Raw genomic sequence first — 19,329 nt, 5'->3', positions numbered from 1 at the left:
ATGACCCAAATTTAATCTTGATTTAACTTGCTAAAAACTTCAGCAAATTCTCTATCCAGCCTAGATAACTTGCCATCACTAATAAATCCCACAGTAACATTCGCACGAAATATTAGCTCCCTTTGAGTCTCGCCTTTGATATTAGCTACTTTATATATATCTTGCTCTAGGGTTAGGCTTACACCACCAATCTTTACAAGCTTAGTTTGTATATCTAAAATATCTCCTAAAACAGCTGGTTTTAAGTAGCGTGCTTCTAGCTTGGTAACTACGAAGTGGCGACTTTGGGTAAATTCAATCCCAGAGTTAAAAACTATCTCACTTCTAGCTCGTTCGCAAAATTTAATATAATTGCTATGATATACAATCCCTCCACTATCTGTATCTTCATAATAAACCCTAACTTTTAACCCCATTAGCTCTCCTTACGAGCTCTGATAAAAAATAATGCCACTTGAGCTAAAAGCATAGCTTTCATCACAATCTCACTAGCCTTATGCATACTAGCAAATTCCGCTGTAGCAGTCGCTTCGGCACCAATTTTTTGAGCTTGTAGAATATATGGAGTAAAGTAAAACACAAACGCCATAGCTAATAAAGATATGATAAGAGAGAGAAAAAACGCACTAATTTTATAATTAAAACTCTCGCTATTTTTCAAATTCACAATCTCAAAAAGCAAAAGCAAAGATGAGACAAAAATAAGCATAATATTATATTTTAAAAATACCTGAGTCATTAGCTGACCGCTTTGATAGTGGCTTAAGACGCCTTCGCCGATATATTGCGATGGATAGAATATCACAGGTGCCATAAAAATACCAATAGCAAGCTCAGCACCAATACAAATTCCAAGTAAAAATAGATAAAAACTTCTAAATTTAACCATTATTTTCCTTTATTATAAGCTACAAATCCACGATCTAATCCAGCCAAATCAGTATAAAACTCACTCTCAAAGCCAAGCTCATTAAGATAGTTTTTCATAGGCTCCTTTTGGTCATAACCCATCTCGCAAATTAGATATTTAGCTCTAAATTTAGCGATTTTAGCAATATCTTTTAATATCTCATCGCCTATATCTCCACCTATCAATGCGATCTTTGGCTCACTTAGCACCCATTTATCTAGCGGATAATTAGCTGCGATATATGGCGGATTGGAGATAATTATATCAAATTCTCCATCAATCTCATCAAGATAATTTGATAATACAAGCTCAACATTAGCTCCAAATTTCTCCTTATTAATCCTAGCAAACTCCAAAGCCTTGTGGCTAATATCAGTAGCAACTATACTAGCGTTTTTAAGCTCTAAAGCTAAAGATATGCTAATAATCCCACTGCCAACGCCAATTTCAGCAATCTTGGGTGAGTTAAATTTTTTAGCTACTTCTATGGCTTTTTGAACTAAAATTTCGCTTTCAAATCTTGGGATTAATACCCCTTCCCCCACTACAAAATCTCGCCCTATAAACTCGCATCGCCTAGTAATATACTCTAGCGGCTCACCATCTTTATATCTATTTAAAAGATGGATAAATTCACTCTTTTTAAAAAGCTCATCATTTAAATGTAAAAATATCCACTCCCTACTTTGACCTAGATGAAATTCCATCAAACAATAGGCAAAATGGCTACCAAATTCTCTAGCTAAGCTTAGTCCATCACAAATTCTCAAGACGATTTAGCCTCTCATATAAGGTTGGATGTGAGTGATAAACCATACTATAAAGTGGGTGCGAAAGTGGAAACGCCTTATTCTCCTTACCAAGCTTTTTAAGTGCTAAAATCATACTATCTTTGCTTGTTTGTTTAGCGCCAAACTCATCTGCACCAAACTCATGCGATCTAGAAAAAGTAGATATAACTGGCTCAACTATCACCATAAAAAGCGCAGAATATAGTAAGAAAAATATAAATAATCCACCACCACTTTCTTCAAGTCCCAAAGCGGTATAAAAACTAGCTGGAATATTACCAAAAATTGCAAATAATATAAAAAGGATTATACTCATCAATGCTATATTTTTAATTATATCCCTATGCTTAAAATGCCCTAGCTCATGCCCTAAAACGGCGATAATCTCATCTTTATCAAGCTTATTAATCAAAGTATCAAATAGCACAACTCTCTTTGTAGCTCCTAAACCACCAAAATATGCATTCAAGCGGTTATCTCTCTTACTTGCATCCATGCTATACACGCCACTGCTTTTAAATCCGCAAGAGTTTAAAAGCTCATTTATAGCTAAATTTAAATCACTATTTTCTAGTGGCGTTATCTTATTAAATATCGGTGCTATTAGGGTTGGATATATCAAATTCACTATCAAAATCAATCCAAAACTAATCCCAAAAGCCCATATCCACCAGCTAGCCCCAAGCAGATCATAGCATAATAACAAAATCCAAGAAATAGCAAATCCAAATATCAAAATCATAACCAAACTCTTAATAAAATCTGTGATAAAAAGCCTAGCCGTGCTATTTGAAAAGCCAAATTTCTTATCCATCACAAAGGTGTTATATATCTCAAATGGCAAATTTAAAACCGCACCAATAGCTAAAAACAGAGTTACTAATAAAGAATCCCTAACCAAAATTGACTCCACTCCACTAAGAGCATTTTGTAAAGCATTAGCTCCCCATACGCTCCATATCGCCACTATAATAAATGTGTAGATATTATGGATTATCTCAAATTTCTGCTTTGCTATCGCTACTTGTGCAGCACTTTGAAACTCACTAGCAGATAAGACCACAGGCTCTGTGCAACCACTTATAAATTTAATCTGTAAAATACTCAAAATTACCTTATAAGCAGTAAATAGAGCAAATAAAAAAATCAAAATTTCAAGCATTAAACTCACCTTAAAAAATTATCATAAAAACTACTAATAAATACGATTAAAATGATAAATGGAATTATAAATTTAACATAATAAAACCATATATCAACCACCCTTTTTGAACTCTTGGTGCCGTGCATTATCTCAGCCCTGGCCTCATCCTTTAACACCCAGCCGACAAATAACGCACAAAATAGCGATGTCAGCACAAAAAATATCGTAGCACTAATGGCATCATAAGCATCAAATATATTCTTGCCAAAAATCGTAATATCTGATAATATATTTGTAGCCATCAGTGATGGGATATTGCCAATTATAAAGATAGTAGCAAGAACTATGGCTATGGCATTGTGGCGTTTTATTTTAAATTTCTCTTCTAAAACCGTTATTATAACCTCATATATCGGTAAAGAAGTAGTAAGTGCTGCTATCATAAGCAAGCCAAAAAACGCAATAGCTATGATCTGACCAGCAAACATATTAGAAAATACAATTGGCAAACTCTTAAAAACTAAGCTTGGGCCACTATCTGGCGAAATTCCAAATGTAAATAGCGAAGGAAATATCATAAATCCAGCCACCACAGCAATTATAGTATTAATAACTCCTGTGATTATAGAGGTTTTGATGAGATCTTCATCTTTTCTTAAAAAGCTAGAAAGGGTAATCATAACCCCAAATCCAAGCGATAAAGCGAAAAATACCTGCCCCAAAACATCAATAAATAATCTCATACTAATCTTGCTAAAATCTGGCGTAAGATAAAATTTAATCCCATCAATCGCCCCTTCAAGCGTAATATTTCTAGCTACCATCGCTAACATTAATATAAATAGCAATGGCATTAGATATTTGGCTGCTTTTTCTATACCATCAACGGCGCCTTTGGCTAAAATAATATAGTTTATAAGGACAAAAATCGCCGTTGCAATGCTAATGGCAAGGGGTGAGTTTATGATATTTTCATCATAAAATTTAGCCGTAGTAGTAGCATTAATAGGCTGCGAAAGCTCAAATCCGCCGATAATTATATTATAAATATAATCAAGCACCCAGCCGCCAATAACCATATAATAAGCCATAATACCAAAGGCACCGCAAATTCCCATCCAACCAACGACTTTCCAAAGCGGATTTATCTTTTTGCCATTTGCATAACCACCAAAAGCATCTACAGAATTTATATGCAAACGCCTTCCTATGGCATTTTCAGCTAAGATCATTGGAATTCCAATTACAATCATCGCTATACAAAATATTAAAACATAAGCCCCACCGCCATTTTGCCCTACTAAATATGGAAAACGCCAAGTAGCACCAAAGCCGATAGTAGCACCAGCAACAGCTAAAATATAAGTAAGCCTAGAACTCCATGTCTGTCTATTTTCTATCATTGATATTCCTTAACTTTGAGAAAGCTCAAGCACCTCAAAATACTCATTCTCAAGCAAATTTAGCTCACCCTTTTTCTCTTCAAGCTCTTCAAATAGGGTTTGTAAGCCAACTTTTTGGTAAATTTCTGGAGTTGAAAGAGCGTGATTGAGCTCACTTATTCTACTCTCTAAGGCTTCTATTAGTGCTGGGTGATTTTGTAAAATTTGATTTTGTTTATAACTAAGCTTTATCTTTGATGCCTTTTGTTTCTCTTTGGTTTCTATACTTTGACCTAGCTCTCTTTCCATATCGCTTAGCTGGTTTAGCTCCTCTTCAATATCTAAATACTCACTATACTCCATATAAATTTGCTCTATTTTACCATTTTCATACGCCCAAAGCTTATTAGTGATCTTATCTATAAAGTATCTATCATGGCTTACTATCAATATCGCACCTTCAAAGCTAAGCAAATACTCCTCTAAAATATTAATAGTAGCAATATCAAGATCATTTGTAGGCTCATCTAAGATTAAGCAATCATACTCTTTGGTAAATAATAGAGCTAGGGCTAAACGATTCTTCTCTCCCCCGCTTAGAGTGCTAACTGGCTTATCTAAAAACTCTTTTGGAAATAAAAAATTCTTTAAATATCCATACACATGGTAGTTACGACCCCTTACCATTATGTGATCTCCACCATTTGGACAAAATAGCTCAATTAGGGATTTATCATCGCTAATATTTTTTCTATGCTGGTCAAAATAGCCTATTTTGATCTCGCCACGATTGATTGTGCCACTATCTGCTTCTAACTCACCTAGTAAAATTTTTAGCATGGTGGATTTGCCACTACCATTTCTACCGACGATTCCTATACGCTCACCTTGTAAAACCCTAGCATTAAAATCACTAAAAAGTAATTTATTATCTATAGTTTTGGATAAATTTTTACACTCAAATAGCATTTTTTTGCGATTTTGGTTTAATCCACCGCCATTAAAGCTCTTACTAGCCCTTTCTAATTCTAGTTTAACTCTGCGTATTAATCCTGGATTTTTCTTAGCCTCTTGGCGCATAGCTAGGATTCTTTGCTTTCTTCCTTCATTTCGTTTTAACCTAGCTTTTACTCCACGCCTTAGCCACTCCTCTTCGCTTTTTAAATTTTTTATTAATGTCTCGTGAGATTTAGCCAAGCTTCTTAAAATTTCCTCTTTTTTGGTTAGGTAATTAGCATATCCGCCCTCAAAACTCCTTAATAAACCATCTTCTATCTCTACAGAGCGAGTAGCTAATCTATCGATAAAATATCTATCGTGGCTTATAAATACAATAGTTTGGTTTGAGGCTAAAAGTAGCTCTTCAAGAAATCTTACCATATAGACATCAAGATGGTTTGTAGGCTCATCAAGCAATAATACATCAGGCTTTTTAAGGATTAAAGCACCCAAGGCAACTCTGCGAATTTCCCCACCACTTAGGCTATTTACCAGCCTATCTTCATACTCTCTAAGACCAAAACTATCTAAAATTCTATCAATCTTATTTTCTATATTCCAACCATCTTTGGATTCTATAAATTTCACAAGCTCATCTTGGCGGTGAAGTAGCTCAGGATTATCATGCTCATCACTCATTTTAGCTAGGACTTTTTCATACTCATTTCTAGCATTAAATATATCTTTTAACTCTAGATTTAAAGCCTCTTTTACGCTTAGATTATCATCAAATTTAGGGGCTTGAGCAAGCATATCTATAGTGATGGAATTTTGTCTAATCACTCTACCGCTATCAATCTCGCACTCCCCACGCAATATCTTCATAAGAGTGCTTTTACCGCCACCATTTTTCCCTATAATGGCAATTCTCTCTTTTTCATTTACACTAAAATTTGCCTCATTTAAGATAATCTTATCGCCAAATTTCTTACTAACTTCTATAAGATCGATGAGTGCCATATCAATTCCTATAAATTAATATCTTTTCGTGCAAACATAAACCATACACTACAAGCAACAGCCACAAAACCAAGAAGAATCATATAATACGCCAAATACATAGGATCAAATTTAAACACCATCGCAGTTGCAAAAGGTGTAGTAACGCCCCCAGCTATAGCATAAGCAATATTATACGAAAATGAAATTCCACTAAATCTAAGCTTATTAGGATATATAGCAACCATCAAAAATGGCGCACCACACGGCCCAACACAGGCTAGTAATCCACTAAGCAAATATAAAACCAAAACTATCTCAAAACTCGCCCCACTATAAAGCGCATCAAAATAAGCATATACGCTAATTGAAAATAGCAAAGCTAATACTAAAGTGCTCTTTGCAATCCCATATTTATCACTTAACCTTCCATACACAAAACAGCCAAAACACAAAAGCACTATAGCAGCCATCTGCATATATATGGTAGTTAAACGACCAAGCTCTACCCCATTAGCACTAAATGCTTTTGGCATAAAATTTGGCATTAAGAGTATAAGCACCACGATACATCCAGTTAAAACCCAAGTTATAAACATAGATACAATGCTATCAATTTTATGAAATTTAAATATAGATTTAATCGGGATATTATCTAGCTCATTTTTAGCTTGCATCTCTTTAAATACCGGCGTTTCGCTTAAATATCTTCTAAGGTATATAGATATAATCCCAAAAAATCCACCCAAAATAAATGGCAATCTCCACATTCCATCTTGAATTTCAGCATCACTCCAAATATTTTTAACAACCATAGTTACAAAACTACCTAGTAAAATTCCAGCTACTACTGCTGCTGTTAAAACGCTTATGCTAGTATATAGCTTCCCACGAGGTGCATGCTCACTTACAAATACCCAAGCACCAGGCAGCTCCCCACCAATAGCAACCCCTTGTAAAATTCTAATAATCACTAAAATTATAGGTGCTAAATATCCAATACTCTCAAATGTAGGCATTATACCTAATAAGAATGTAGGAATTACCATAAGTAAAATAGAGAGCATAAACATATTTTTACGGCCATTTTTATCCCCAAAATGTGCCATAATAATACCACCAAGCGGTCTAGCTAAATATCCAGCAGCAAAGGTGCCATAGGTATTAAAAATAGCCCAAAAAGGATCTAGATCAGCAGGGAAAAATAGTATAGATATATAAGAAGCAAAGAATACAAAAATGATAAAATCATAAAACTCAAGCATTCCACCAAGAGATGAAAGCCCTAAAATCCTAATATCTGATCTACTAAATGACCTAGCCATATTATCCCTTAAAGCAAAAAAATAAGTCTAGCATTATACAAAAGCATTGCTAAAATTGAGTTTAATATAAATTTTAGACCGCATTTGTGATTATCTCAGCTTCTTTTGTGCGTAGTTGGTCGTCGTAACTAGCTATTTCTCTCATTACGGCGGCGTTTTTTGCTTTTCGGTAGAAGTTTGAGCTTTTACAAGCTCCGTTCTTGCTTTGTTAAACTCAATTTCAGCATTTGAGAGTAGTTTTTGGCTATTGGTTTGTTCTTTTTTTAGCTCTAATTCTTGCTTTGATAGTTCTAGTTGGGTATTGATTTGTTGCCAGTTTAAAGCCGTTTCTAATGCTTTTGCTGTTAGATTAATAGCCATCGCACTCATCAGATTTGATTGGATTGTTATCTTATCTTTTGGGGCTAGGGTTTTATCATTAAAGCTATCATCAAGATATTTAATAACCTTAGCAAATATTGAGTTTTCACTAACGATTGACGCTTCTATTTGTTTATAATCGCTAATTAGCTTATTTGTGTCTAAATTCAGCATTTTTTCATCCTTTATTTATTTTAACTTCGCACGGCAACAAGTCGCCGTTTGCGACAAGGAGCTACGCTCCCTTGACCCACCTAAAGCCCCACTTCGTGGGGTTCCCCATATTTTAACTTCGCTAGAGCCAAGCTAGTCTTTACGGCAACATTACAAGGCTTTTACAAGGGGTTTAAATACTCCCTTAGCCCACCTTTAAGCTAAATTTTGATAATATTCTCATATTCAACTTAATAGCTACGGCTATTAACCGAGCCTCTAAATTTTAGGGGCTTGGACTTATGAGAGTTTATGCTTACATTGATGGATTTAATCTTTATCACTCCATTTTATCATTTAACGAGCCACGCCTACTTAAGTTATCTATCCGACAAATGCGGATTTTTTTTGGTTGGTTTTTCTATATCTTTTTTAGCCTTTTTATAAGCCTTATAAAGCTCATTTGGGGCAACTTGCGTTGGCTCTTTAGCTTCAGCTAGAAATTTAGCGTATTGTTTGGCTCTAGTTTGATTTGCGGTATCTTTGTTTTTATATCCATCTACTATACTTTGAGTTCCCATATATCCAAGCCCACCACCAACAAGAGCGATAGGTAGCCCTACTTTGGTGTATGCACCCATCATATTTGAATTTGGATTAAACGCCCCATTATTGCTTATACTTTTTATTTGATTTGGGCTAAAAGCTGTGTATATATAGCCTATATCATCATTCCAATCTTTATATACTACGCCATCATAGCCGTGTTCTTTTAGCACTTGTGCTGGGTCAAATTCGCCATAATTTTCTTTTACATTAAATTGCTCTTTGACTTCTTTTACAAAGCCATAATTATCAATTGCTTTTGAGATATAAGGATTTTTGATATTTAAATATATCGACATTACATTTTTGCCATAGCCTTTTGCTTTTTGTTTAGTATCTGTAAAATAAAAGCTTTTACCTAGCCAACTACCCTTTAATTTATTTATGTCAAAAGCATCAAAATTTGCGTTAGTGCCGTGATAAAACACCTTTGGTGAGCCGTCTTTTTCTTTTGTAGCTGGGTGGCTATCTTTATGCCAGTTTGCTAAGTTAGCAATTTTTTCATCGCTATATTCTTGACCCATTTTTGTCATTTTTGCTTTAAATTTATCAGCCCATTTTGGCAAGTCTTGACTAATCTTTGAATTTGCGCTAAAATCAACACCATTACTTGCGGTAGCGGGTGTAGCAGTCGGGCTGCCTGTTGCGTGTGTCGCTCCGCTAGTAGCTGGGAGGGCGTCGCTGTCCAGTCGTATTAACTTCCCAGCATCATCTGCTAGTGTTATTCCCATAGCATATACTCTTTTGCCTTTTTGGACACCCTTATTTACTTCTTTTAGTGTAAAAAGTATTTGAACATTATTGCCGTGTATTTTGGCATCACTTCTAAAAAACAGTATATCAGTTAAATCATTATCACTTCTAAGGTCACGATGTTTGCCTAAAAATCTAGAGTTATTAAAGTAATAATCAAGTTTCCCAGCTACTGCTAGATATTCAGCTTTATTTATATAATCATACTCTTTTATGGCTTCATACCCACGAGCGATTTTGCCTTTGCCACGATTGCTTATTGTATAATATTCTCCACCATTATAAAGACTAAAATCAGCACTAGAATAATGTTTTTGTATTTTTTTTGCTAAATCTTGCGCTTCTTTATCACTTATATCACTTAAATTAATATGGCTAATAGGGCGAAATTCATCACTTCTATTTGAGAGCATTGCCATTTTTAAAGCGTTGTGTTTTTCATCTGCGCTTTTGGCATTTTCATACAATTTTATAGTATCTGCTTGTGCTTTTTCATCCATATTTGCTAGTTCTATGCCTAGCTTATCTTTTTGTTCTTTCAAAACGCTAGAATTTGGAGTATAACTAGCACTCATATCGCTATCAAACTTAACTATTCGCTCATTTGGATTGATATCTAAGGTTTTATTAGGGTGTTCTTTGCTATTAGCAGTTAGCCTAGTTTGGACATTTCTAGCTTCTGCTTCACCAGCTAATTTGCGATATACATTATACTCAGCACTATCAGATACATAGTTATATTTTAGCCCATCATATAGATTTTGCAAGTCAGCATCATTAGGGTATTTTTCTAGAAGTTTTTCAACCTTTGTTATATCAGAAAAATAGCCACCGCCACTAGCAAAGCCCTCTATACTTTGGATTTTATGTTGTATTTCGTGGTATAAAATGCTTCTTAGCATTTCAGGCTTATTATATAGCTTAGAGTTTAAAACTATTTCATCAAGCGTTTTATTGTAATATCCATCATACATAGACATTTGGCTATCAAGTTCATCAAATCTTACTTTCAAATCTCTTAGCTGTGGATAAGCATTAAAGAGCTTTTTATCATCTAGCACTTCGCTAAGCTTTAAACCATCTTTTGCCTTTGTGATAATACTAGCTTGTTGGCTTAAAGTAGCGTTTAAGTTATTTAGATTGGTTTGGTATTTATCATTTATTTTAGCTCTATCTTGTAAGACTTCTAGTTTTTCTCTATTTTTTTCTTTAAAAGCCTTAGCGTCAAACAAATCTTTTATTACTTTTTTAAACTTGCCACCAAGCGGATTTATCTCAAACTTCCATTTGCCATCAATGTCTTTATACCAGCCAGTTTTAGTCCATATTTGGCTCTCATCTGCTCCATTTTTTACCATCTCCCTAGCGGTTTTTAGTTTAGCCTTATTTGCTCCGATTGCGTTCTCTCCGCCAAAAATATAATTATAATTATCCTTTGGTGTTTTACCTAGGGCTTTACCCACAATATCAGGTCTATCATTTAAAATCACAGGTAAATCATTGGCTAATCTTTGGCTAATTCGTGCCAATTGTGGGGCTAATTTGGCTGAATTTTCTAGCATTTTTATAGCCCCAACTGAGCCACCAGCTCCTAGTAAAAATCCCTTGAGAAATGCTTCAGCCTTTTTGTCTGGGTCTTGCTCAGCATTAGCATTTATCGCTCCACCTGCAGCTCCACTACCTAGGTGTAATATAGCCTTTTCCATCGCCATAGTGCTAAAGCCACCCATCATATTTTTGGCTTGACTTTTATTAACCGTTGTGGTAGAATTCTCAGCGGTGGTTAGCTTAGGTGTCTTTGAGCTTTTAATTTCAGCATAAGCGGAAATGGTCTTGCTGTCGCCACCTTTTAAAGCTTTATCTATTCTAGCTTTTTTATCTATACTTAGGTTAGTTTTTTCATACGCTGTAATAATCCAGTTATTATCCCCTTTATTATAAAAGCCCTTGCTAAGACCGATTAAATAATAATCATTATCTTTTTTATACCATATAGTATCTACGCCGTTTTCATTTATAATTTTGCCATTTTTTATAATCTCATTTAAGCCATTTATTAATTTCTCTTGTGGTGTATCGCCGTAAAAACTAGCAAAGTCATTAAGGTGCTTAGCTTCTATCTTGCTAAGCCCATACCCTTTTATATCGCCATTTGCAGCTTTAGCTTCTCCCCACACTAAATCTATATCCCCTAGCTCTTTTCTCTCAAACGCTCCAGCTACTTGCCCTTGTCTTTCAACTAAAAGCTTTCTAATGGCATTTGCCCCATCGTGGTAAAACTCAGCGTAATTAGTGCCGAATTCTTTTATAGGATTAATGTTATACTTAGTTTCGATATCTTTGCGATACTGAGCTAAATTTTCAGCTTCTTTTTTAGCTTCAGCTTTTACTGGCTCTTGCGTTGGCTCTTTGGTTTTAGATAAATTTACTTGATTTTCAGCCTTAATTTGCGTTGGCTCATTAGCTTGAGATTTAACCACTTGTTCTATATCTTTTAACGCATTTTTAAACTCATTTAAGAGATTTCTTGTAGGCGTTGGCAAGTTGCCATCTGGGATATTCTCAATATTTTTAATCGCTAGTTTAAAGTCGCCATTAGCATTTAAAATGGCTCTATTTAAGTGTAGTTTTAAGGCTTCATTATTGCCTAATCTTGGTATTAAAGGCTTGAGCTTTTCTATTATGAAGTTTGCCTTCATAGTTTCAGCTCTTTTTCCGCTTTGGTTTTTAATAGAGCTAAATTCAGCCAAAAATATCTAAAATTTAGATAAAATGTCCCATTTGATAAAGGGGAGATATCTTGATAGAGTATGGGAAATTTAAGATAGAGTGCATAAAAAAGCGTGTTAAATATTTACGCCTAAAGATTACTTCAACTGGTGATATTAAGCTCATAGCTCCACTTTACGCTACTAAATTTCAAATAGACAACTTTATCAAAACTCACTCTATTTGGATAGAAAAGACCCTATCAAAAATCCCAAAAAACGATCCAAATCTGATAAAATTCCTAGGTAAAAGCTATAAAATCCAAATATCTAATGAGTTTAAATTTAGCGATGATTATATATTTACTCCAGATTTACAAACTCTAAATCATTACGCCAACGAAAAGCTAAAAGAGCTAATAAGCCAATATATCGCTATTTATAGCCCTAAAATAGGCAAAGAGATAAATGCTATTAGGATTAAAAAGATGACTACTAGATGGGGTAGTTGTAATAGTAAAAAGGGATATTTGAATTTTAGTTCAAATCTCATTCAAAGAGATATTAAATTTATAGAGTATGTGGTGCTTCACGAGTTAGCTCACCTAATCTATCCGCACCACCAAAAGGAATTTTATGATTTTATCGCATCTTTAATGGCTGATTTTAAATCTAGACTTAATCTATAAATCTCCTTGTAATATCTCCATAAGACTCAACCCTTCTGTCTCTTAAAAATGGCCACCACCTTCGGATTTGCTCGCATTTTTGCATATCTATATCTACTATTTGGACGATTTCATCTGTTGAATTTGACCTAAATAGCTCTACCCCTTGAGCGTCAAAAACAAAGCTATTTCCCCAAAATTTAATCCCACCGCCACACTCATCGCTTTCAAAACCCACACGATTAACGCTAATTACAGGGATATTATTTGCCACAGCATGACCCCTTTGGACTGCTACCCAAGCCTCTAGTTGGGCTGATTTTGTCTCTTCATCATCAGAGTCAAACCACCCAATCGCAGTTGGATATATTAATAATTTAGCCCCACTTAAAGCCATTAATCTAGCAGCTTCTGGATACCACTGATCCCAGCAAACAAGCACTCCAAGCCTTCCTAAACTAGTATCAATAGGCTTAAAGCCTAAATCCCCAGGCGTAAAATAGAATTTTTCATAGAAATTTGGATCATCTGGAATATGCATTTTTCTATATATACCAGCCTCTTTTCCATCGCTATCAAATACAACTGAAGTGTTATGATATAGCCCCTCGCTTCGCTTTTCAAATAGCGAAGTTACCAGCACCACTTTATTATCCTTAGCTACATTAGCCCAGTAAATTTTATCCTTTTGATAATCATTTGCTAAATCAAATTTATCCACATTTTCATCTTGACAAAAATACGCCCCTTGATGGAGCTCTTGAAGCACTACAAGCTGCGCTCCATCTCTAGCAGCCTTTTGGATCATCTGCGTTGTGTGGTTAATCGTGCTATCTTTATTGCCATAATATCTATGCGAAATTAGCGCTACTTTCATTATTCTATCCTTTTATATCTATTTTGACTTGAGCAGTGTAAGCTACCATTTTGTCTAATAAACACCCTACTATCCACGCCTATTATATCCCTATTTGGAATTGCTTTTTTAAGAGCATTTATAGCGTTTTCATCAGCGTTTTTATCCCCATATGTCGGCACGATTACAGCACCATTTATAAATATAAAATTACAATATGTCGCCCCAAGGCGTCTGCCATTATAGTAGATTGGTTTGGGTAAGTTTAATCCCACAAGCTCAAATCCAGCCGATTCTAGCTCTCTTTTCATTAAATTTAACTCCACATAATGCTCATCGCTCTCATCATCACAAGCTGCGTAAGCTACAATATTTGGGGCTATAAATCTAGCTAGAGTATCTATGTGGCTATCGGTATCATCGCCTTTTATAAAACCATGTTCTAGCCAGATTATTTTCTCTAGCCCAAATAGGGATTTTAATCTATTTTCTAGCTCAAATTTGCTTAAATTATTTCTATTATCATTTAATAAACACTCAGTAGTAGTTAGCATCACTCCATTGCCATCAAATTCTACACTCCCACCTTCTAATATCAAATCCACATCTTGTAAAACTCCGCCAAAATGCTTAAATAATTTTGCATTTACTGCGTTATCTTTACTACTACTAAATTTGCCACCCCAAGCGTTAAATTTAAAATTATAGCTAATTATCTCATCAGCCCTTTGAACATCGATAGCACCATAATCTCTAATCCAAGTATCATCGGTATCAACTTGGAAAAATTCGCAATTTTTATACTTTTTAAACCTATCAAAATCACTTAAATTCGGCGCTATCAATAGCACTTTTTGATAGCTACTAACCACCCTTACTAGCTCTTCATAGCTATCTAAAATTTCATCTAGATATAATGCCCAATCACTCTTACTATGCGGTATGCTAAGCATCAAAAGCTCTTGAGCTTCCCACTCAGCAAAAGCCCTAATCTTACTATTTAAATTTAACATAACAAACCTTTAATTAAATCGCAAAGAATAGCAAAAAATATTTTAAAATCTAATAAATTATATTTTAATTTAAGCTAAATTACGATAGCATTTAGACCCTATTTTTAATGAAAGATAAACAATGATATTTAGCTCATATGCCTTTATATTTGGCTTTTTGCCTATTATGCTCTTTGGATTTTATCTCTTAAAATATCTAAAATATCATAGATTTTCTAATATATTTTTAGTCCTTGGTAGTCTATTTTTCTATGGATTTTGGAATTTAATCTATATCCCATTGCTACTTGGCTCTATCTTAATTAACTACATAATAGCTAAGAGAATTTTAACGCCGAATTTGAGCTGGTGGGGGGGGGTAAAGCTCGCTTTAATTTTTGGCATAATATTTAATCTTGGATTACTTGGATTTTTCAAATATACAGATTTTTTCTTAGAAAATTTCAATCTTTTTAGCCAAATTTTAAATTTAAACTTCAATATTCCTTTACCACATATAGTCTTGCCTTTAGCAATCTCATTTTTTACCTTTCAGCAGATTGCGTTTTTAACAGATTGCTATAAAAAGGTAGATACTAATGATTTACAAGAGGGAAGTAAAAATATTGATTTTATAGATTACTGCTTATTTGTCAGCTTCTTTCCACAGCTAATTGCTGGGCCAATAGTCCATCACAAGGAGATGATGCCGCAATTTAAAGCAAATGAAACTATCAAGATTGAGCTTATAGCTAAAGGGGTTTTTATATTCTGTATTGGAATATTTAAAAAGATATTTATCGCAGATAGCTTTGCTAAGTGGGCTAATGCTGGTTTTGGCTATGTTGAAAATGGTGGAATTTTAAATATTGTAGAGTCGTGGGTAACCTCGCTTTCATATACATTTCAGTTATATTTTGATTTTAGTGGGTATTGTGATATGGCTATTGGACTTGGGCTTATGTTTGGCATTATCTTGCCTATGAATTTTAACTCTCCATATAAATCATTGAGTATAACTGAATTTTGGCGTAGATGGCACATAACTCTTGGTAGATTTTTAAAAGATTATCTATATATACCACTTGGGGGAAATAAATTTGGCAAGATTTTAACACTTAGAAATCTCTTTATAGTAGCATTTTTAAGCGGAATTTGGCATGGTTCTGGCTGGGGATTTGTGATTTGGGGAACGCTTCATGGCTTAGCTATGGTAATCCATAGGATTTACTCATATTATAGTAGCTCATTTAAATTTATTAATTTTAGAGTGTATAAGGTTTTTTGCTGGTTTATAACATTTAATTTTTTAAATATAACTTGGATATTTTTTAGAAGTCAAAACTTAGATGGGGCTTTAAATTTACTTAAAGGAATGTTTGGAATTGTCTGGATAGAACTACCACAAAAGCTTAGATTTCCTTTTATTTTAGAGCATATTGGTGGTAGAAATGATACTATTATATATCTAATACTTGCATTTATCATAACCTTAATATTCAAAAATAGCATTGAGATGCTAAATTCATTTAAGCCAAATTTAAAAAACGCAATTTTTGCTGGATTTTTGCTATATTTAGCACTTATTACTTTAAGCATAACTCCATATGTAGAGTTTATATATTTCAATTTTTAAGGTTACAAAATGCCAAATGATAAGAATTCAAAAAGATTTATAGCAGTTGCTATTGCTACGCCTATAGCTCTTGCTACTATTTTATTTGGTTTTATATACATATATGACCCACTTCAGATATTTCATAAAAGCTTTTTTGGTAAGCCACGATTTTTTGGTGAGATGCGTCTTGGGGCTAGAGGGATTATAGAGCATTATGATTATGATTCATATATCATTGGCACCTCTATGCTACAAAACACCTCAGCAAAAGAGGCAAACCAAAAAATTAGCGGTAATTTTGTTAATATATCTCCAGCAGCAAGCAGTATAGCCGAAAGAGCCATTATATTAAATTTTCTATTTAAACACAAAAAACCTAAAAATATAATCTACTCTTTAGACGCATTTACCGATGAGATGAGAGGAAAGATCAATTTTAAACTACTTTATGATGATTCAAAACTAAATGATTTAGAAGCCTATCTAAATGATAGATTTTTAATTTGTATTTTAACACTTAGCAAAGATGAAAAATGCGTCGGTAAGCCTGATATTGAAACTGCCTTACAATGGTATAGAGAAGAGAAGCATCAGCAAAGATTAGGCGGATTTGCTAATTGGATAAAGTATAATCCAGATGAATTAAAGAAATTTGATCTTTTTAATCTCAAACCAGTGATATTTGATGATAACTTAATGGATATAACAAAGCAAAAGAAATTTCTCAGCCAATTTACCCTACCTTTTATCAAGGATAATCCGCAAACCAAATTTTACCTAATACTCCCGCCATACTCTAGATTTCATTTTAAAGTTTTTCCATCAGCTTTTATGGAGCGTAAAAAGGTGGTATTGTGGCTACTTGAGCAAATTAGGGATTTAGATAATGTTAAGATTTACGCATTTGATGATTTAGATTACCCTGATGATATTGCCAATTACGCTGGAGACACAGTCCATTACGCACAAGATATGAACTCTTTAGAGCTTAGTGCTATTAAAGACAAAAGGCATATTCTCACTCTTGATAACGCAAAATCATACTTTGATAAAGTGGAGCAAAAGATTAAATCATATGATGTAGAGCCGTTTGTTGATATGATAAAAAATTTATAATAAACAAGGTTTTAAAATGCCAAATGATAAGAATTCAAAAAGATTTATACTTATTACCCTACTATATCCACTGCCTTTTGTGATTATGATTTTTGGATTGATATATATTTATGACCCGCTCCAAATATTTCATAAACCATACTTTAGAAAAGCTACATTTTTTACAGATATGAGAAAACAAGCTTTAGGGATTATAAAAAATTATGAATTTGACTCATATATAATAGGAACTTCAATGCTAGAAAATACAGACTCCAAAGAGGCTACAAACAAACTTAGCATTGATGGCAAATGGATAAATATATCACTTAGCGGTAGTGGTTTTGATGAAAGAGCTATAGTGATGGATTATATATTTAAAAATCAAAATCCAAAACATATTATATACTCTCTTGATGGATATTATATTGTAAATAATCACAATAATAGTAGTTTGGATTGGGATTTTTTATACAATAATAATTTATACGATGATATAAAAATTTATATGAATTGGAAATTTATATCTTGTGCTGTCAGATTTTCAAACCAAGAAAAATGTGTAGGCAAAATAGATGATATATATCAAATTACCAACTGGTATAAAAAAATAAAGCAATATTTGGTGGATTTGATAACTGGATAAAAAATAAAGATAATGATGCGATCAAGCAGCCGCTAATAGATATAAAAAATGGTAATCTAAAAAATATAAATAATCAAGATGTATGGGGGGGGGTAGATATATTAGCTCAACAAGATTATCTACAAAAATATTTAATTAGATTTTTTAAAGACTATCCAAATACCAAATTTTCAATAATAATCCCAACATATTCAAGACTATTTTATCGTATGCGAAATATAAAAGGAGCATATAGTGATAATTCTAAATATTTTTATATCTGGGAAAAATCTCTACGATACTTTATCACAAAAAGCAGTAATTATAAAAATGTCAAAGTATATGGATTTGATGATTTAGATTATGCTGATGATATTGCTAATTATAAAGACTTGCCACATTATAGCAAAGATTTAAATTCAATCCAACTTGACGCTATCAAAAATCAAACCAATATCCTAACCCCACAAAACATAGATAAGTATTTAAAAACAGTGGAGCAAAAGATTAAATCATATGATATAGAGCCATTTATCAAGGCTTTAGAAAATGTAGAGATAGAGCAGTAATAGCCCATAAATAGGGCTATATATTGAAATTTAATCAGCTAAATTATCGTTTTAGCTGATTTACGGTTTGGAGCATTTCATCACTTGCGGTGATAGCTTTTGAGTTGGCCTCATACGCACGCTGACCGGTGATGAGATCGGTCATCTCTTCAACGAGCTGGACATTACTCATCTCTACAAAGCTTTGCTTAATCTGACCAAATCCATCAGTTCCACCATTTCCAATATTTGGAGCTCCGCTTGCTGCTGTTTCTAAAAATAGATTATCCCCCATAGAGTGAAGTCCAGCTGGATTGACAAAACCAGCTAACTCTATTTGACCAATTTGCGTCATCTCTTGATTGCCTGGCTGAAGCACAGACACAGTCCCATCTGTGCCTATTGAAATTTCAGTCGCATCAGCTGGAATAGTCATCTCTGGAAGCAATCTATAGCCATCACTATTTACTATATTTCCATCGCCATCAAGCTTAAATGCCCCATTTCTTGTATATGCCGTAGTCCCATCTGGGAGTTGTACTTGGAAAAAGCCATTTCCGGCAATTGTCATATCTAGATTATTGCCAGTCTCTTTAAAATATCCTTGATTAAACATCTTTGTAATAGCAGTAGGACGCACACCAAGACCCACTTCCATACCTGTAGGGCTCATAGTTGTAGCACTAGTTGGGGTGCCTGCGTATTGCATTGTTTGATACATTAAATCAGCAAATTCAGCTCTACTTTTCTTAAAACCTATTGTATTAACATTTGAGATATTGTGCGAAGTCGTATCTATCTGTGTTTGCTGAGCCATCATACCTGTAGCTGCTGTATATAGTGATCTTATCATTACT

17 protein-coding genes are annotated in these 19,329 nt (G+C 33.9%); 5 read left to right on the top strand and 12 right to left on the bottom strand.

Going from position 1 to position 19,329, the window contains the following annotated elements:
- Positions 1 to 11 precede the first annotated feature (11 nt).
- The 9 genes from CSUIS_RS03390 to CSUIS_RS03350 form a co-directional block, all read right to left on the bottom strand.
- Positions 12 to 416: a YbgC/FadM family acyl-CoA thioesterase gene (locus CSUIS_RS03390; protein ID WP_086297096.1), complete on the bottom strand. Its 405-nt coding sequence runs from the start codon at positions 414 to 416 to the stop codon at positions 12 to 14.
- Positions 416 to 889, bottom strand: coding sequence for a DUF4149 domain-containing protein (locus tag CSUIS_RS03385; RefSeq protein ID WP_086236857.1), 474 nt, complete (start codon positions 887 to 889; stop codon positions 416 to 418). Before CSUIS_RS03385 ends, CSUIS_RS03390 begins: the two co-directional genes overlap by 1 nt.
- On the bottom strand, positions 889 to 1,680 hold the full coding sequence (gene prmC, locus CSUIS_RS03380) for a peptide chain release factor N(5)-glutamine methyltransferase (RefSeq protein WP_086297095.1): 792 nt from the start codon (positions 1,678 to 1,680) through the stop codon (positions 889 to 891). The genes CSUIS_RS03385 and prmC overlap by 1 nt, the downstream gene beginning before the upstream one ends.
- A complete protein-coding gene (locus CSUIS_RS03375) occupies positions 1,667 to 2,863 on the bottom strand; it encodes a M48 family metallopeptidase (RefSeq protein ID WP_086297094.1) in 1,197 nt (398 codons plus the stop codon). The genes prmC and CSUIS_RS03375 overlap by 14 nt, the downstream gene beginning before the upstream one ends.
- Before the next feature lie 5 nt (positions 2,864 to 2,868).
- A complete protein-coding gene (locus CSUIS_RS03370) occupies positions 2,869 to 4,248 on the bottom strand; it encodes a sodium-dependent transporter (protein ID WP_086297093.1) in 1,380 nt (459 codons plus the stop codon).
- Between the two features lie 9 nt (positions 4,249 to 4,257).
- The gene (gene abc-f, locus CSUIS_RS03365; RefSeq protein ID WP_086297092.1) at positions 4,258 to 6,186 is read right to left on the bottom strand and encodes a ribosomal protection-like ABC-F family protein; all 1,929 of its coding nucleotides are present in this window, start codon (positions 6,184 to 6,186) and stop codon (positions 4,258 to 4,260) included.
- 8 nt (positions 6,187 to 6,194) lie between these two features.
- Positions 6,195 to 7,490: an MFS transporter gene (locus tag CSUIS_RS03360; protein WP_086297091.1), complete on the bottom strand. Its 1,296-nt coding sequence runs from the start codon at positions 7,488 to 7,490 to the stop codon at positions 6,195 to 6,197.
- 144 nt (positions 7,491 to 7,634) lie between these two features.
- Complete coding sequence (locus CSUIS_RS03355) at positions 7,635 to 8,024, bottom strand: hypothetical protein (protein WP_086297049.1); 390 nt, start codon at positions 8,022 to 8,024, stop codon at positions 7,635 to 7,637.
- Between the two features lie 359 nt (positions 8,025 to 8,383).
- Positions 8,384 to 12,112 (bottom strand): putative barnase/colicin E5 family endoribonuclease, encoded by a 3,729-nt coding sequence (locus tag CSUIS_RS03350; RefSeq protein WP_086297090.1) that lies wholly within the window; start codon positions 12,110 to 12,112, stop codon positions 8,384 to 8,386.
- Between the two features lie 50 nt (positions 12,113 to 12,162).
- Between CSUIS_RS03350 and CSUIS_RS03345 the strand changes: the two genes are divergently transcribed.
- Positions 12,163 to 12,759 carry a M48 family metallopeptidase gene (locus CSUIS_RS03345; RefSeq protein WP_180379393.1) on the top strand — a complete coding sequence of 199 codons (597 nt, stop codon included), beginning with the start codon at positions 12,163 to 12,165 and terminating at the stop codon, positions 12,757 to 12,759.
- On the opposite strand, the gene CSUIS_RS03340 is transcribed toward CSUIS_RS03345, so the two are convergent.
- Both CSUIS_RS03340 and CSUIS_RS03335 read right to left on the bottom strand, forming a co-directional pair.
- Positions 12,749 to 13,615: a carbon-nitrogen hydrolase gene (locus tag CSUIS_RS03340; RefSeq protein ID WP_086236868.1), complete on the bottom strand. Its 867-nt coding sequence runs from the start codon at positions 13,613 to 13,615 to the stop codon at positions 12,749 to 12,751. The two genes, CSUIS_RS03345 and CSUIS_RS03340, sit on opposite strands and share 11 nt — an antisense overlap.
- Positions 13,615 to 14,586 (bottom strand): agmatine deiminase family protein, encoded by a 972-nt coding sequence (locus CSUIS_RS03335; protein WP_086298559.1) that lies wholly within the window; start codon positions 14,584 to 14,586, stop codon positions 13,615 to 13,617. The genes CSUIS_RS03340 and CSUIS_RS03335 overlap by 1 nt, the downstream gene beginning before the upstream one ends.
- Before the next feature lie 142 nt (positions 14,587 to 14,728).
- Between CSUIS_RS03335 and CSUIS_RS03330 the strand changes: the two genes are divergently transcribed.
- From CSUIS_RS03330 to CSUIS_RS03315, 4 genes are all read left to right on the top strand, one after another.
- Positions 14,729 to 16,222 (top strand): MBOAT family O-acyltransferase, encoded by a 1,494-nt coding sequence (locus CSUIS_RS03330; RefSeq protein WP_086297089.1) that lies wholly within the window; start codon positions 14,729 to 14,731, stop codon positions 16,220 to 16,222.
- A 9-nt stretch (positions 16,223 to 16,231) separates the two neighbouring features.
- Positions 16,232 to 17,320, top strand: coding sequence for a hypothetical protein (locus tag CSUIS_RS03325; RefSeq protein ID WP_086297088.1), 1,089 nt, complete (start codon positions 16,232 to 16,234; stop codon positions 17,318 to 17,320).
- A gap of 16 nt (positions 17,321 to 17,336) precedes the next feature.
- Entirely contained in the window at positions 17,337 to 17,945 is a 609-nt protein-coding gene (locus tag CSUIS_RS03320; RefSeq protein WP_086297087.1) for a hypothetical protein, read from the top strand.
- Positions 17,946 to 18,154: 209 nt separating this feature from the next.
- Positions 18,155 to 18,493 carry a hypothetical protein gene (locus tag CSUIS_RS03315; protein ID WP_086297086.1) on the top strand — a complete coding sequence of 113 codons (339 nt, stop codon included), beginning with the start codon at positions 18,155 to 18,157 and terminating at the stop codon, positions 18,491 to 18,493.
- 43 nt (positions 18,494 to 18,536) lie between these two features.
- Here CSUIS_RS03315 and flgG read toward each other — a convergent pair whose 3' ends face one another.
- Positions 18,537 to 19,325 (bottom strand): flagellar basal-body rod protein FlgG, encoded by a 789-nt coding sequence (flgG, locus tag CSUIS_RS03310; protein WP_086236872.1) that lies wholly within the window; start codon positions 19,323 to 19,325, stop codon positions 18,537 to 18,539.
- Positions 19,326 to 19,329: the final 4 nt, after the last annotated feature.

This window comes from Campylobacter porcelli, assembly GCF_002139855.1.
In the GTDB taxonomy this organism is placed as follows: Bacteria; Campylobacterota; Campylobacteria; order Campylobacterales; family Campylobacteraceae; genus Campylobacter; species Campylobacter porcelli.
Note: the sequence above shows the minus strand (reverse complement) of the source record. Positions and strands in the feature narration are given on the sequence as shown.